The organism is Gordonia aichiensis, from assembly GCF_039946255.1.
Taxonomy (GTDB): domain Bacteria; phylum Actinomycetota; class Actinomycetes; order Mycobacteriales; family Mycobacteriaceae; genus Gordonia; species Gordonia aichiensis_A.
In genome coordinates this window covers 1-256 of record NZ_JBCDWL010000066.1, presented here as the reverse complement: position 1 = coordinate 256, position 256 = coordinate 1, and the positions used below count along the sequence as shown (strand labels likewise).

1 pseudogene is annotated in these 256 nt (G+C 67.2%); it reads left to right on the top strand.

Annotated features, from left to right (window positions below):
• Positions 1–11: 11 nt before the first annotated feature.
• Positions 12–256 (top strand): annotated as a pseudogene (locus AAFO60_RS20905) (hypothetical protein); the annotation flags it as partial.

Here is a 256-nt window from a genome sequence, read left to right as displayed (position 1 = left end):
GAGGGGGAGTCATGACCATGACGATGACCAGGACCGTGGTTGATGCTGTCACCGAACTCGCTGACTTGCTCAGTGATGCACTCGATCCGCCGGAGTCGGCGGGTTCACCGGGCGCCTCGGGTGGGGAATTGGCCCGGGTGTTCGCGTCCCCGTCGCCGACCGGCGCCGACGACCGGCTCATCCTGGCGGTGATGGTGGAGGTGACCAGACTGCTCAACCTGTGCACCACCACGCTCGCTACCGCGACCGAGGCGGC